The sequence below is a fragment of the Oryzomonas rubra genome, from assembly GCF_008369015.1.
In the GTDB taxonomy this organism is placed as follows: domain Bacteria; phylum Desulfobacterota; class Desulfuromonadia; order Geobacterales; family Pseudopelobacteraceae; genus Oryzomonas; species Oryzomonas japonica.
The window spans coordinates 208,774-221,410 of the sequence record NZ_SRSD01000009.1 but is presented as its reverse complement, the minus strand read 5'-3'; the positions used below and the strand labels follow the sequence as shown (position 1 = coordinate 221,410).

Sequence of the window (12,637 nt, the reverse complement as noted above, 5' to 3'; positions counted from 1 at the left end):
GCCGATGATACTGCACGGGTAGCTGTGTGGGAAAGTAGGTCGCCGCCGGGAATAATTAAAAACAACGAGCCCTTCAGGATCATACCTGAAGGGCTCGCTTGCGTTTGGACTCACGGAAATCGTGAATGGTGAATCGCGAATGGTGAATCGTGAATGGTGAATCGTGAATGAGGTCAGGCCAGGTCTTCATTCACGTCTCACTATTCACCATTCACAGACTCTTCTGTCATTCTCAGACTTTATTTCCAGCCACTAGTAAATGATGATGTAACCGTGGGATTCCGCTATGCTGCGAACCTCGTCCTTATCCTTGAGCGTGTAGCTCTTCCCCTCCAGCGTGAAGAGGTAGCCACCCTTGCCGTCCGGCACCGCATCCTCCAACAGCGCCTCGAATGTCGCCGTCTTGACCATGATCTCCTCCCTCGTGTCCTCTATATTACTGTTCCCCGCAGGCTTGCCGGACCGCTGCGACCAGGTTGCGCACATCCTGCTCCGTGGTCAGCCAAGAACACATGAAGCGGGCGCCGCCGGTGCCGATGAAGGAATAGAAGTGCCACCCCGCCGCACGTAGCGCCGCGGTCGCTTGTTCCGGCATCTCCGTAAAGACCGCATTGGCTTGACAGGGGTACATGAGGCGCACGCCGGGGACCCTGGCCAGTTCGTCGGCCAGCAGCCGGGCTTGGCGGTTGGCGTTCTCTGCGTTGCGCAGCCAGGCCCCGCTCTCCAGCATCCCGATCCAGGGGGCGGAGATAAAGCGCATCTTTGAGGCCAGTTGCCCGGCCTGCTTGCAACGGTACTCGAACTCCTCGGCAAGCAGTCGGTCGAAGAAAACCACCGCTTCGCCGATGGCCATGCCGTTCTTGGCCCCCCCAAGGCAGAGTACATCGACCCCAGCCTTCCAGCTCGTTTCCGCTGGGGTTACGCCCAGGGTTGCCACGGCGTTGGCAAAGCGGGCTCCATCCATGTGGACCCGCAGGCCGTGGGAGTGGGCCAGGTCGCAGGCGGCGCCGATCTCGCCGGGCGTGTAGACGGTTCCCAGTTCCGTCGACTGGGCCATGCTCAAAACCCGCGGCTTGGGATAGTGGATGTCGCTGCGCCGGGTGATGGCAAGCTCAACCGCATCCAGGTCCAATTTGCCGTTGATGCCGTTAGTGTGCAGGATCTTTGTGCCATTGGAAAAGAACTCCGGTGCGCCGCACTCGTCGGTCTCGATGTGGGCCATGTCGTGGCAGACGATGCTATGGTATGAACGGCACAAGGATGCCAGGGCCAGTGAATTGGCCGCTGTGCCGTTGAAGACGAAGAACACCTGGCAGTCGGTCGCGAACAGGCGGCGGATGCTTTCGCAGGCGCGCTCGGTCCAGGCGTCGTCGCCATAGGAGGAGACATAACCGTGGTTAGCCTCCTCCATGGCGTGCCAGGCCTCTGGGCAGATACCGGCATAGTTGTCGCTGGCGAATTGGTTGAATAACGGTTGCGAGGTGTGCTGGTCGTCCGATGGCATCTCGTCCTCCTATAAACCGCCTGTCTGGTGTGCTTATGAAAACTAAATAGCATGGAGAGCCGGCGTGCCGCCAGAGATTTATTGTCCAACAAACAGCAAGGGGTTGAATATCTGGCGGCAAACGAATATTATAAGCATTTTACGTTTCAAGAATGGAAGGATTTCCCATGCATCCCAGCCGAATGCGACTTTCTCACAAGATCGTCCTGGTGTTCATTTTTACCTCCCTGCTGGTGGGGTTCACCGTACTGCGTACCCCCTCCGAAACCAGCGAGCCGGGCGCTTCGCCGGCCGACAAGGCGATGGAGGACCTCTCGCGGGTGGAGTACCCCAGTCTCAAGAACATCAAATGGCATCCCCATTTCATCCAGCCGAATCAGACCTTGGAATCGCTCTTTGGAAATGACTGGATTTGGGTAGCGCGCTTCAATCGCATTGACCGGCGTCACGTGTATCCCGGCATGACGATTAAGGTACCGGACAACATTGCCGATATCCGTGGCTATACGCCGCTGCCGCGCTTCTACGAACCTGCCCGGAGCCACGACAAATATATCCTTGTGGACCTTACCGAACAGTGGCTGGGCGGCTATGAACACGGCAAACTCGTCATATCCGTTCCGGCCGCCACCGGCAGGGCCGAGGCGCCGACCCCCACGGGGCAGTTCCGCATCAGCGCCCGGGATCAGAACCACACCTCGTCCCTCTACAAGACCCAGAACGATGAGGAACAGTATCCCATGGACAACGCCATGCGTTTTCATGTCGACGAGAAGAGCATTGGCTACTGGATTCATGCCCGGGACCTTCCGGGTCGCCCCGCCTCCCACGGCTGTATCGGGCTCTATGACGAGGCGATGCAGAAACGGGTCTTCGGGGCCCCAGACAAGCCGGTGTTGCTGGATTCTGAAAAGGTGTATGCGTGGGCCGTGGGGGAGGCGGATTACGAGGACGACAGCGGCAACCTTGAGGAGCTGGAAGACGCGCCGGCGGTCGAGATCCGCGGAGAGTTGCCGCGGTATCTGCCCCAGAGTCCGTTCCGGCGGTAGCACTTTGGCAGAGGATAATCCTGAAAGCGGGGGGTAACATGATGCGGATGATTATTACGGCTTTGGTATTGTTGGGCCTGGCGACGCCTTCCCTGGCGGCCAAGGTTTATCTGAAGGATGGCGGGGTAATCGGTGCGCGGTCGGTCTGGCGTTCCCCGGGTAAGGTTCATGTGCTGGTCAACCGGGATACCCTGACGGAGTATGCGCCGTCCGAGATCGACATGAAGCGGACCTTTCCCCGGCGGCACCATGTCGTGCGCCGCCACCCCCATGCTGTGATCCCGCATAAGGGAACGGCCGCCGTCGTGCCAACACAGGCGGCCGTACCGCAGAAAAAAACCGGCACGGGCATTTCGCTGCCGTCGCTGCCGACGAAACTGCCGGAGATGAGCCCCCCCTCTCTTGGTGGAAAAGAGGAGGGGACCATCAGGAAACAGAAGAGAGAGATGCAGGAACGGCTGAACGAATAGCTACTTCTTCAGCCAGCGGGCCACATCCTTGGCGTGGTAGGTGATGATGATGTCGGCGCCCGCGCGCTTGAATCCGAGCATGGTCTCCATGACAACCCGCTCCTCGTCGATCCAGCCATTCAGAGCGGCGGCCTTTATCATGCTGTACTCCCCGGAGACGTTGTACACCGCCAGGGGCAGGTTGTAGTCGTTGCGCAGGTCCCGCAGGATATCGAGATAGGGGAGACCGGGCTTGACCATGATGATATCGGCCCCCTCCTCGATGTCCGCCGCCGCCTCGCGCAGCGCCTCGAGCCGGTTGGCCGGATCCATCTGGTAGGAACGGCGGTCGCCGAACTGGGGGGTCGAGTCTGCCGCCTCGCGGAAGGGGCCGTAATACCCCGAGGCGTATTTCACCGCATAGCTCATGATCGGGATTGCATCGTAACCGTTGTCGTCCAGGATCTCGCGAATGGCCGCCACCCTGCCGTCCATCATATCCGAAGGCGCCACCATGTCGGCGCCTGCCTGGACATGTGAAAGCGCTTCCTTTGCCAGGAGTTCCAGGGTTGCGTCGTTGTCCACGTCGCCGTCCTTGATGATGCCGCAATGGCCGTGGTCGGTGTATTCGCACATGCATACGTCGGTGATGACCGCCAGTCCCGGCACCTCCTTCTTCAACGCCCGAATCGTCTCCTGGATGATGCCGGTATCCGAGTAGGCATCGCTGCCCACAGCATCCTTGGTCTCCGGGATTCCGAAAAGTATCACCGCCGGGATGCCCAGGGCGTACACCTCGCGGGCCTCCACAACGATATCGGCGATAGACTGCTGATAGATGCCCGGCATGGAGGATATCTCCTTCCGCGGGCCGTTGCCGAATGCTGAAAACATGGGGTAAATCAGATCGTTCACCGACAGGCTCGTCTCGCGGACCATCCTGCGGAATATCTCGCTGCCGCGAATCCTGCGTGCCCTGAACTGGGGGAAAAACATGGTTGCCTCCCTTTCCTCGACAAGATGTATCTGGAAATAATACTGCAACGTCCGGTCATAATGCAAGCAGCACGACTCGCCAACTGGTCCGGCAACGAAAAATAATCCTATCTTCTTGCCATGTGGCGGTTTTACGTTACAATCAGTAGAAATGAACACTGCGGTGTAAAAGATTGAAATTGTCTTTTGTGTTGTGTCACACCGCAGTTGGTGGTAAACAATACCGTGCTATTAAGAATGCTATGAAAGGAGAGTACATTTATGAGAAAAAGACTTGCATTGGTTGTGGTCGGTTCCATAGCAGCACTTGCAACAGCCGCATCAGCCGGAAACAAGGAGGGGGCGTTCTCCCTCTCCCCCGTGATCGGTGGCTACACCTATGACGGTGTGCAGCATCGCGACACCACCCCGGTGTTCGGCGCCCGGCTCGGCTACAACTTCACCAAGGCGTTCGGCGTGGAGGGGCTTTTCGACTACGCGCATACCGAGTCGACCAAGTCGGAAAAGAAATTCGACATGTACCGCTACGGCGGCGAGTTGCTGTATCATTTCTTCCCGGACAACAACCTGGTCCCCTATGTGGCCGCAGGTTATGCCGGTCTCAACTTCAACGACAACAAACCGCAGGGGGCCTTTGATTACGGCGCCGGCCTGAAGTACTTCCTCACCGACAACTTCGCACTGCGGGGCGATGTGCGCCATATCCTCTACAATTTCGAAAGCAAGACCATCAATAACGTCGAGTACACGGTCGGCGCCTACATCCCCTTCGGCGGGACGGCTCCGGTCGTAAAACCGGTTGAGGCCCCGGCTCCTGCTCCGACTCCGGCGCCCGAGCCCCCCAAGGCGGTGGAACCTCCGCCGGTAGCCCCGGCTCCTGTCGCACCCACGAGCACCCTGGCGGTTGCGCCCGCAGCCATCACCAAGGGAGAGCCCGCCACTTTGAGCTGGACTTCGCAGAATGCAACCGCCTGCGATATCCAACCCGGCATTGGGGCTGTCCAGCCCCAGGGTTCCATGAGCATCACGCCCGCCGATAACACCGACTACACCCTGACCTGTACCGGCGCAGGCGGTAGCGTCACCAGCGCGGCCAAGGTCGCGGTTACTGTGCCGAAACCGGCTGCCAAGCTGTGCAGCCCCACAACGCTGGGAATCCAGTTCGACACGGCCAAGTCCGACATCAAGCCCAAGTACCATGACGAGCTGAAAAAAGTGGGTGATTTCCTCACCGAGAACCCGGGCGCCAAGGGTGTCATCGAAGGACACACCGACAACGCCGGCTCCCTGAAGATGAATATGGACCTTTCCCAGCGCCGCGCCGAGAGTGTGAGGGCGTACATCATCAAGAACTTCGGCATTGCACCGGAGCGGATCAGCGCCAAGGGGTACGGCCCCACCAAGCCGGTTGCCAGCAACAAAAACGCCGCCGGCAAGCAGAAGAACCGCCGCATCGACGCAAACTTCACCTGCGACGGCAAGTGATCCCATAGTCTGTGGCCCTAACCTGGCCGCGGTATGAACGCACAAACGCCCTTCCGGATTATCCCGGAAGGGCGTTTGTGCGTTTGCGGGGGGGGCAGCGGGAGGGATCAGGGCGCCGCCACCGGCAGTACGCTCCCGCCATCGGGCATGACCAGGGCCCGCCATAGGGGCGGCAGCAGGGTTCCGGCCTTTTCCATGGCTGCTGCAAGCGAGGGGGCGGGGGTCATGCCCATCTCCTTGACTTGGTGGTCCGGGAACCGGGATACCAGGATGATGGTGAAGCGCTGCGCCTTCTGTAACAGGGAATAGGCGGTCTGGCCGTTGATCTCGTACTGTTCTCTGAGGGCGGCCTCGAACCGGTCAAGAGTGCGATGCCGGAACCAGTCGAAGAACGTGGCATTGCCGAAACCGTCACGGCACTCGGCCAGGAGGATCATCACGCCCCCGGGCTTGAGGGCCTGGGAGGCGTACTCCATGGACTTGTGCGCCTGGATGAGGTTGATGTCCCTGGGAAAGCCGCCGCAGGAAACGACGACCAGATCGGCCTTGGCCGCCACCGGGTAGGAAAACAACTCCCGGTAGGAGCGGCATCCCCGTTCGTGGGCTTCGCGCCACTCTCCGGCAAAGGCGGCAACGATGCGCTTGTCCGGGGAGAGGACCGTGTTCAGGAGCAGGTCCGGTTCGACCATGGCGCAGGCCTCGACCATGGCCTGGTGCACCGGGTTCCCCTCCAGGTTGCCGGTGGTGGCCAGCGGGTTCTTGCCGCTGCCCGGTTGGGGATTGAGTACGCAGAAGTGGCTCGCCATGCAGGCCTGACGGCTGGCGATGCCGGGCAGGATCGCCTTGCGCCCCCCGCCGAACCCGGCGAAGTAATGAAAGCCGATTACCCCGGTCAGAATGAGCCGGTCGGCCTCCACTGCCCGGCGGTTGAGGCTGACCTCGATGTTGGCGGAGGTCTTCCCCACCGTGACCAGTCCGGCGCGGTCGTCGCAGTCGTGGTCGCTGACCCTGATGCGGCCATGGAGCGGGCCCAGGATCTTTTCATGCTCATGGGGGGTCTGTTTGCGATGGATGCCGAGGGCGATCAGGATCTCGATGTTGCGGTCCGGTATCCCCTGGCGGTTGAGCCGTTCCACCAGCAGGGGGAGGTAAACCTCGCTGCCGGTGTAGCGGGTGATGTCGGAAGTAACGATGACGACCCGATCTCCCGGCGCAAAGTTCGCGAGCATGGGCTCGCAATCGTCGAGCGCCCCGGAGATGACCTCTTCGGGTGATTGGGAGGGGAGGGGGATAACTGGCTCGATGACGCCGGCCAGGCACTCCGGTGGGAGCAGGAGCGGAAACGAGGTTGATCCGTATTTGAGGTCCACTGATGTGCCTCCTTTGCCCCCCATAATCAAACAGGGATGAACGGGACGAGGGGGATGCGCAAACATCCTGTCTATCCAGTCCATCCCTGTAAAAAGGATTTTCCTCTGGTTATCTCCCTGGCATGCACGCCGGAAAGGGATCGCTTAGATCCAGGCGTCGCCGCCGTCGTACTGGAAGTCCCCGTTCTTTGCCTTGGGTGACACCTTGAATTTCGCTTCCCGGGCGAGGCGCCGCATCTTCTCGGCAGCGTTTTCCCCCAGGTCGGTCAGTTTCTCCCGCACCTCGCGTCCCGGTTTCGGGGTCAGGAGAAGCGCGGCGGCAGCGCCGATGACGGCGCCGGAGACAAAGGCAATGACTGCTGCTGCGGCATTATCGTTGGTGGTTGACATGGCAGACTCCTTTATCGCGTGGCAATCGTGATGGTAAGATCGTCAATGGATCGACTCCATATCTAGCACAGCAGGCGCTGCAACATAAAGCAAAATTTTCCCGGGCCGTAAAAAAGCGTACCCTCGGCACCCCTCCTCCCGGATCGTTTGGGGAACGGCCTTTACAGCGTTCGCGCCAGGTGCCTTCTCACCATCTCCTCGAAATCCGTATCGCGGTTGCCGGTGTAGACCAGGGACGAGCCGATTTCGGCGGCGAGGATCGCGCAGAGATATTTGCGGGGCAGGTTCCTGATGCGCTTCCGAAAGGCCGGCGTCTCCCGCAGGAGCCGGGGCAGGTGGTTGAGGATCGCCTTCCGGAAGGGCGGTTGCAGGCAGAGTTCCGGCCGGGCGGAGAAAAAGTCGAACAGCCGGGTGTAGAAGCTGTTGATGTTCAGGCTGATGGTGTCGGAGATCTCGGTGTACAGCAGGCTGTCGCCGGACTCGCGCCGCCGCCGCAGGATCAGGCGCGCCTCGTCCTCGGTCCGTTTTTCCAGGATGGCCAGCACGTCCTTGACATACGCCTCCTTGTGTTCCAGGAACTCCTCTTCGGACAGGAGCAGGTTGGCGATGATCTCGTAGGAGGAGGAGATGACGCCGCACTTGTTGGCCGCTGCGTCGCGCATGATCACCACCCCGTTCTTCTGGAGGTTGGTCCGGGCCTCGGGAGTGATGAAGGAGTTGGCCCCCTCCACGATCACCCGGGACGAAGGCGCCCCCGTTGCGTCGAGGAAGGAACGCCAGTTCTGGCCGTCGACGGTCTCGGGCCGCCCCCCGGCGGGGATGAAGAGATCTGCCTTTACCGTAAAGACGAGGCTGTTGTACTCGCGGTAGAAGTCGTCCACCTCCAGCCATTCCTCCACGAGGCCGCCCGTTGCCCTGGCTACCTTGCGGTGGGTCTCCTTAAGCCCCTCGATCCGCCGGCCGGTGCGGTAGATGATGAAGCCCCCCTCTCCCAGGGCGTCCGGGTTGAAGGCGTCCAGGTCGTGGGCCAGCACGATGCGCCGCAGTTCCCCGCGGTCGATGCCGTTGGGGTCGTACAGGGCGGCGGTGCCATCCAGGATCAGACGCACCTGCATGAGCGGGCAGCGTTCCAGCATGATGCGCAGGGCGTTGCCCGCCACGTCGCCGCCCGGGCCGCCGGTCATCTTGAGGGAGAAGGCGTCCCGGTTGATATGGATACCGGCCGTTTCGGCCATGGTGATTTCGGCGAATTTGACCACGCCGGTGGAGGTGACGCCATATTCCTTGTGGTTGATGCCGATCCGCTTGCTGGACATGATGCCGATGCCGAGCATGTACCCCCGTTTTTTCGACAGGTTGGCTATGGCCTCGATCATGCCGTCGTGCATATTTTCGTCCGGCCCGATCTCGATCGGCTCGTCGTCGCCGTAGTAGTCCACCACCCGCGGGTCCCGGGCCCGGCCGCGGTCGGTCACGAAGATGTCCAGGAAGGCGTTGGCGATGCCGTATTGCAGCTTGTAGAGCCGGCAGTTCTCCGCCTCGCCACCCGCCTGCTCCAGGTCCGAGGCGTCCAGCACCAGGGTCATCTTGGAACCGCCCTCGTAGATGTCCTTGTTCTTGAAGTGTTGGGTGTTGGCCAGGACGTACACCTCGCGGAAGAGGGTATTGGCGGCGGTGGTGTAGTCGTCGGCGCTCCGGGCGATGACCGTGCGCCATCCCCCCCGGGCGATATCCGAGAACCCCACGTGGTAGCCGGCACCGAAGCGGCTGAAGAAGAACGTCACCCGGAAGGGGAGGGTCTCGGGCAGGTCGGCGGTGAACTCGCGCCCCAACTCGCGCAGGTAGGCGGGGTCGAGACGGAAGGCCAGGGCCTGTTTGGCCACTACGAAGAAGTTGGTCTTGAGGGTGTGGGTGACCAGCAGCAGGCAGCAGCGGTAGACGGCCCGGCGTATGTCGTCCAGCCAGCGGTGGCCGGTGTTGTACTCCTCGGCCGCCAACCGGGTCTCGGCCAGGAGGTTGCCGTAGACCGCCTCCCGCCCGGCCAGGTCCGGGTCGAAGCGCGCCCGGAACAGGCTGATGAACCTCTGGGCCATCTCGGGATGGTCGTAGAAGGCCTTCTGCACATCCTCCAGGCCGAACCGGTCCGGCTGGCTATGGGCCAGGCTGGTGTGGCAGAAGGCGATGCAGGCGTTGACCAGGGCCGCGTCCTCGCCCGACATCTGCCCCTCGGTGACATAATCCCGGTAGGCAGGCGAGGAGGTGGCGATGATCTGGGTGGTGCACAGCTCGCGGGTCAGGCGCGCCGCCAGTTCGCTCTCCGGCGCTAGGATCTCCCCCTGGCGGTTGATGACGAAAAAGGCCCCCAGGAAATACGGATGGATGCCGTTGGAGATGGTGTGGCAATAGGCCCGGCGGATACCGATATCCAGGCGGTTGAAGATTTCCAGCACCTGGAGCAGGAATTCATTCTGGGGCGGGTTGCCCACGGCGAACAGCACCCGCGTTTCCGGGTGGTCTTCGCGCACCACCTCTCTGATGTCCAAAAAAAGGCCGCCCGCAGCGTTGCCCCGTTCAAAGAGCCAGATCAGCCAGGCCAGCCGCGACGGCGGCGTCATGCGGACAAAATCCTCGTCATTGAGCCAGAGTATCTTCAGCAGATGATCGAGTTTTTTCGGGTCGAACTCCGGAAAGGAACAGCGCAATTCGCTGCGAATCTTGCGCGTCAACGCGGGGGGGATGACCACCTGCCTGCTCAGGTCGATCTCGTGGTTCTGGCGGCGGTCGAACTCGAAACGCTGCACCTCCAGTTCATTCTCCATGGCGGGCATGGGCGCATTGGAATGGGAGAACATGGCATAGGAAATCTCCTGCTCTCCCACCCGGCGCAAGGTCTCGTAGAGGGAACCGGGCTGATTGACGCAGGCGATCACCAGGCGTTTCTCCCGGTCCGTCAGGATCAGGCTGCGGTTGTCGCGCAGGCGGCCCATCTCGCGGGCCAGCAGTGTCAACGCCTCTTGCTCGTCGGCCATGGCTTGAAAGAAGTAGGGGCTCATGTGCCGCTGGAGCCAATCGGCATTTTGCACGGTGATTTCACGCTCGGCCCTGGCCGAACGGCGGATAACGGAGGCAAGGTTCATCGGATTGCTCCTGGCGTGTGGGATGGTGGTCCGTGCCCCATAGTATACCGTCTCTCCGCCGCTCCGCAATGCCTTGCTCGCAATTTGCCGCGGCAATCCTTTGCTTGACCGCGCCCGGCCAAATTGCTATAGTCAAACACCGTTGTTTTATTCTGTTGTAATCGCCAGGAACCCAGCATCTACAAGGGGTTGGCGGAATTCTGACCGGGAGCGGCGTATGGCGTTGGAGCGTGGTTGCATACAGGTGTACACCGGCAACGGCAAGGGGAAGACCACCGCAGCTCTCGGCTTGGCCCTGCGGGCCATCGGCCGCGGGCTCAAGGTGTGCGTCTTCCAGTTCATCAAAGGGGGCGGCCCCTACGGTGAGCACCTGATCGCCGGCAATCTGGCCCCATTGTTCACCATCATCCAGACCGGCCGGCCCGGATGGGTCAATACCAAGGACATCACCGAGGACCGCCAGGTGGCCCAGGAAGCGTTGGAGCGGGCCAAGGGCATCCTCGCCTCGGGCGAGTACGATCTGGTGGTTCTGGACGAGATCAACGGCGCCGTGGGGTTCGGGCTGGTGGATGTGGAACAGGTCCTGGAACTCATCGGCCTCAAGCCGGAAAAGACCGAACTGGTCCTGACCGGCCGCAACGCCCATGAAAAGGTGATCGAGGCAGCCGACCTGGTGACCGAGATGCGCGAGATCAAGCATTACTATAAGGCCGGGGTGCCGGCCCGCACGGGAATAGAGATGTGACCACGAATCCGGAAAAAGTCCATCCGGTTCGTTGCGCTCATGATCGTCGCTGCGACGTACCGCACGGGTACGTCTCACTCCTCGCATTTCGCACGCCTGCCGGCTGGAGCTTTTTGCGGATTCGTTATTGAAACAGGATTGGGCTTATACATTTCATATCGGAGGTACCTTTCATGGCTTCAAGAACATTACGCGTGCTTGTGGGCAAACCGGGGCTGGACGGTCACGACCGGGGGGCGAAGATCATCGCCCGCGCCTTCCGCGACGCCGGTTTCGAGGTCATCTACACCGGCCTGCACCAGACGCCGGAGCAGATCGTCTCGGCCGCCATTCAGGAGGATGTGGATTGCGTCGGCCTGTCGATCCTGTCCGGGGCGCACAACACCCTGCTGCCCCGTATCTGCCAGCTCTTCAAGGAGAAGAACGCCGACGACATCAAGGTCTTCGGCGGCGGGGTCATCCCCGAGGACGACATCCCCGGTCTCAAGGCGGCCGGTATCTGCGAAATATTTACCCCCGGCACCTCCACGGACGACATCGTCTCCTGGGTGAAGGACAACGTCATACCGCGAGCATAACGGCCGTCGGTTCTTTATGTATGAAAAAACCGCCCTGGATTTACCGGGGCGGTTTTTTTGTCGAATCAGTAACGCGAATGTCACTTGATGTTGCCGCAAAAGACTATTATAGTCTTATTATGATGCAGCACCGACTCCCCTACCCATGAACGGAGAAAGCCATGAAACTCGAAAACAAAACCATTCTGGTAACCGGATCGAATAGAGGCATTGGCAAGGCTCTCGTTACAGCGTTGCTCAAACACCCGGTCACGAGGATCTATGCGGCGGCCCGCAAGACCGAAGACATCCCGGCATTCGGCGATAGCCGCGTGGTGCCGCTGAAACTGGACATTACCGACCTGGACCTCGTCCAACAGGCCGTCGCCCTGGCGCAGGATGTGGACGTCCTCATCAACAACGCCGGCGTTGCCGCATTCTCGTCCGTTGTCACAGGCGATCCCGACGCGCTGAAACACGATCTGGAGGTGAACTACCTGGGCACGCTCAATGTGGTCCGCGCCTTTGCGCCGGTACTGGAGAAGAAAGGCGGCGGCGCCATTGCCAATGTCATATCCGTTCTCGGCCTCTCCAGCATGTCCGCCGTAGGCGGCTATAGCGCTTCAAAGGCGGCGCTCTTTTCCGCAACCCAGGCGATGCGGGCGGAATTGAAGGCCAAGGGCATCTCCGTGCACGGCATCTTCCCCGGGCCGATCGATACCGACATGTCCCGCGACTTTGACATGCCGAAGGCCAGCACGCAGGAAACGGCGGAGAACATCATCAAAGGCATCCTAGCGGATCAGGAGGATATCTTCCCCGATCCCATGTCCGCGCAGGTGGGCGAATTGTGGGCGAAAGACCCGAAAGGCCTTGAACGCCAGTTCTCAGGCGTGTAATTGGTGGCTGGTTCATACACAACAAAACCGCCCTGGATCACCGGGGCGGTTTTGTT

12 protein-coding genes are annotated in these 12,637 nt (G+C 60.8%); 6 read left to right on the top strand and 6 right to left on the bottom strand.

What is annotated here, in order from left to right:
• Positions 1 to 252: 252 nt before the first annotated feature.
• Both ET418_RS18205 and ET418_RS14945 read right to left on the bottom strand, forming a co-directional pair.
• Entirely contained in the window at positions 253 to 411 is a 159-nt protein-coding gene (locus ET418_RS18205) for a hypothetical protein (RefSeq protein ID WP_188055602.1), read from the bottom strand.
• A gap of 25 nt (positions 412 to 436) precedes the next feature.
• Entirely contained in the window at positions 437 to 1,504 is a 1,068-nt protein-coding gene (locus ET418_RS14945; RefSeq protein ID WP_149308903.1) for a threonine aldolase family protein, read from the bottom strand.
• Between the two features lie 167 nt (positions 1,505 to 1,671).
• Here ET418_RS14945 and ET418_RS14940 point away from each other — a divergent pair, with 167 nt between their 5' ends.
• Positions 1,672 to 2,553 carry a L,D-transpeptidase gene (locus ET418_RS14940; protein ID WP_149308901.1) on the top strand — a complete coding sequence of 294 codons (882 nt, stop codon included), beginning with the start codon at positions 1,672 to 1,674 and terminating at the stop codon, positions 2,551 to 2,553.
• 38 nt (positions 2,554 to 2,591) lie between these two features.
• Positions 2,592 to 3,023: a hypothetical protein gene (locus ET418_RS14935; protein ID WP_149308899.1), complete on the top strand. Its 432-nt coding sequence runs from the start codon at positions 2,592 to 2,594 to the stop codon at positions 3,021 to 3,023.
• Here ET418_RS14935 and hemB read toward each other — a convergent pair whose 3' ends face one another.
• Positions 3,024 to 3,998 (bottom strand): porphobilinogen synthase, encoded by a 975-nt coding sequence (gene hemB / locus ET418_RS14930; RefSeq protein WP_149308897.1) that lies wholly within the window; start codon positions 3,996 to 3,998, stop codon positions 3,024 to 3,026.
• 261 nt (positions 3,999 to 4,259) lie between these two features.
• On the opposite strand from hemB, the gene ET418_RS18570 reads away from it, so the two are divergent.
• Positions 4,260 to 5,483, top strand: coding sequence for an OmpA family protein (locus tag ET418_RS18570; protein ID WP_149308895.1), 1,224 nt, complete (start codon positions 4,260 to 4,262; stop codon positions 5,481 to 5,483).
• Positions 5,484 to 5,590: 107 nt separating this feature from the next.
• On the opposite strand, the gene ET418_RS14920 is transcribed toward ET418_RS18570, so the two are convergent.
• The 3 genes from ET418_RS14920 to ET418_RS14910 all read right to left on the bottom strand — a co-directional run bounded on the left by ET418_RS14920 (position 5,591) and on the right by ET418_RS14910 (position 10,380).
• Entirely contained in the window at positions 5,591 to 6,853 is a 1,263-nt protein-coding gene (locus ET418_RS14920; protein WP_149308893.1) for a lactate racemase domain-containing protein, read from the bottom strand.
• 144 nt (positions 6,854 to 6,997) lie between these two features.
• Positions 6,998 to 7,243, bottom strand: coding sequence for a YtxH domain-containing protein (locus ET418_RS14915; RefSeq protein ID WP_149308891.1), 246 nt, complete (start codon positions 7,241 to 7,243; stop codon positions 6,998 to 7,000).
• 161 nt (positions 7,244 to 7,404) lie between these two features.
• Positions 7,405 to 10,380: an NAD-glutamate dehydrogenase domain-containing protein gene (locus ET418_RS14910; RefSeq protein WP_149308889.1), complete on the bottom strand. Its 2,976-nt coding sequence runs from the start codon at positions 10,378 to 10,380 to the stop codon at positions 7,405 to 7,407.
• Positions 10,381 to 10,597: 217 nt separating this feature from the next.
• Between ET418_RS14910 and cobO the strand changes: the two genes are divergently transcribed.
• From cobO to ET418_RS14895, 3 genes are all read left to right on the top strand, one after another.
• Entirely contained in the window at positions 10,598 to 11,125 is a 528-nt protein-coding gene (cobO, locus tag ET418_RS14905; protein ID WP_149308887.1) for a cob(I)yrinic acid a,c-diamide adenosyltransferase, read from the top strand.
• Positions 11,126 to 11,298: 173 nt separating this feature from the next.
• Positions 11,299 to 11,703, top strand: a complete 405-nt coding sequence (locus ET418_RS14900) for a cobalamin B12-binding domain-containing protein (protein WP_149308885.1) — start codon at positions 11,299 to 11,301, stop codon at positions 11,701 to 11,703.
• A gap of 161 nt (positions 11,704 to 11,864) precedes the next feature.
• Positions 11,865 to 12,581, top strand: a complete 717-nt coding sequence (locus ET418_RS14895; RefSeq protein WP_149308883.1) for an SDR family oxidoreductase — start codon at positions 11,865 to 11,867, stop codon at positions 12,579 to 12,581.
• The last annotated feature ends 56 nt before the right edge of the window (positions 12,582 to 12,637 follow it).

What these genes read in the sequence shown, in the direction of transcription:
- ET418_RS18205 (WP_188055602.1), bottom strand. Translation starts at nt 411, where the DNA reads ATGGTCAAGACGGCGACATTCGAGGCGCTGTTGGAGGATGCGGTGCCG.
- ET418_RS14945 (WP_149308903.1), bottom strand. Translation starts at nt 1,504, where the DNA reads ATGCCATCGGACGACCAGCACACCTCGCAACCGTTATTCAACCAATTC.
- ET418_RS14940 (WP_149308901.1), top strand. Translation starts at nt 1,672, where the DNA reads ATGCATCCCAGCCGAATGCGACTTTCTCACAAGATCGTCCTGGTGTTC.
- ET418_RS14935 (WP_149308899.1), top strand. Translation starts at nt 2,592, where the DNA reads ATGATGCGGATGATTATTACGGCTTTGGTATTGTTGGGCCTGGCGACG.
- hemB (WP_149308897.1), bottom strand. Translation starts at nt 3,998, where the DNA reads ATGTTTTTCCCCCAGTTCAGGGCACGCAGGATTCGCGGCAGCGAGATA.
- ET418_RS18570 (WP_149308895.1), top strand. Translation starts at nt 4,260, where the DNA reads ATGAGAAAAAGACTTGCATTGGTTGTGGTCGGTTCCATAGCAGCACTT.
- ET418_RS14915 (WP_149308891.1), bottom strand. Translation starts at nt 7,243, where the DNA reads ATGTCAACCACCAACGATAATGCCGCAGCAGCAGTCATTGCCTTTGTC.
- ET418_RS14910 (WP_149308889.1), bottom strand. Translation starts at nt 10,380, where the DNA reads ATGAACCTTGCCTCCGTTATCCGCCGTTCGGCCAGGGCCGAGCGTGAA.
- cobO (WP_149308887.1), top strand. Translation starts at nt 10,598, where the DNA reads ATGGCGTTGGAGCGTGGTTGCATACAGGTGTACACCGGCAACGGCAAG.
- ET418_RS14900 (WP_149308885.1), top strand. Translation starts at nt 11,299, where the DNA reads ATGGCTTCAAGAACATTACGCGTGCTTGTGGGCAAACCGGGGCTGGAC.
- ET418_RS14895 (WP_149308883.1), top strand. Translation starts at nt 11,865, where the DNA reads ATGAAACTCGAAAACAAAACCATTCTGGTAACCGGATCGAATAGAGGC.